Below are 690 nucleotides of genomic sequence, written 5' to 3'. Positions count from 1 at the left end.
TGCCTGAGCTTCGTCAACCGCGGCTTGATTGGTACTTCCTTTCAATGTGTCGAACTTGTTATCCGTGAACAGGTCTTCTACTTTTTTCTTCGCATCAGCTTGTTCTTTTTCTGCTTCTTCTTTTTTCTTCAATAAATCCTTCGCTTTGTTCACTAAATCTTGTAAACGGTCTTTTTCCGCACCGGCTGGTAATTTATTGACTGCTGCTTCCGCTTCGTCAACCGCGGCTTGATTGGTACTTCCTTTCAATGTGTCGAACTTGTTATCCGTGAACAGGTCTTCTACTTTTTTCTTCGCATCAGCTTGTTCTTTTTCTGCTTCTTCTTTTTTCTTCAATAAATCCTTCGCTTTGTTCACTAAATTTTGTAAACGGTCTTTTTCCGCACCGGCTGGCAATTTATTGACTGCTGCCTGAGCTTCGTCAACCGCGGCTTGATTGGTACTTCCTTTCAATGTGTCGAACTTGTTATCCGTGAACAGGTCTTCTACTTTTTTCTTCGCATCGGCTTGTTCTTTTTCTGCTTCTTCTTTTTTCTTCAATAAATCCTTCGCTTTGTTCACTAAATCTTGTAAACGGTCTTTTTCCGCACCGGCTGGCAATTTATTGACTGCTGCTTGAGCTTCGTCTATCGCCCCTTGATTCGTACTTCCTTTCAATGTATCGAACTTATCATTCGTGAATAGATCTTC

The 690-nt window shown here is 41.4% G+C and carries 1 protein-coding gene; it reads right to left on the bottom strand.

What is annotated here, in order from left to right; translation table 11 throughout:
• Positions 1-690, bottom strand: a 690-nt coding sequence (locus CVN76_RS04770; RefSeq protein ID WP_232732106.1) for a toxin Cry1Ac domain D-VI-related protein, incomplete at both ends; no start/stop codon positions are given.

Source organism: Bacillus sp. mrc49 (assembly GCF_002803435.1).
The sequence above is the reverse complement of the archived record's forward strand: the minus strand, read 5'-3'. Positions and strand labels throughout refer to the sequence as shown.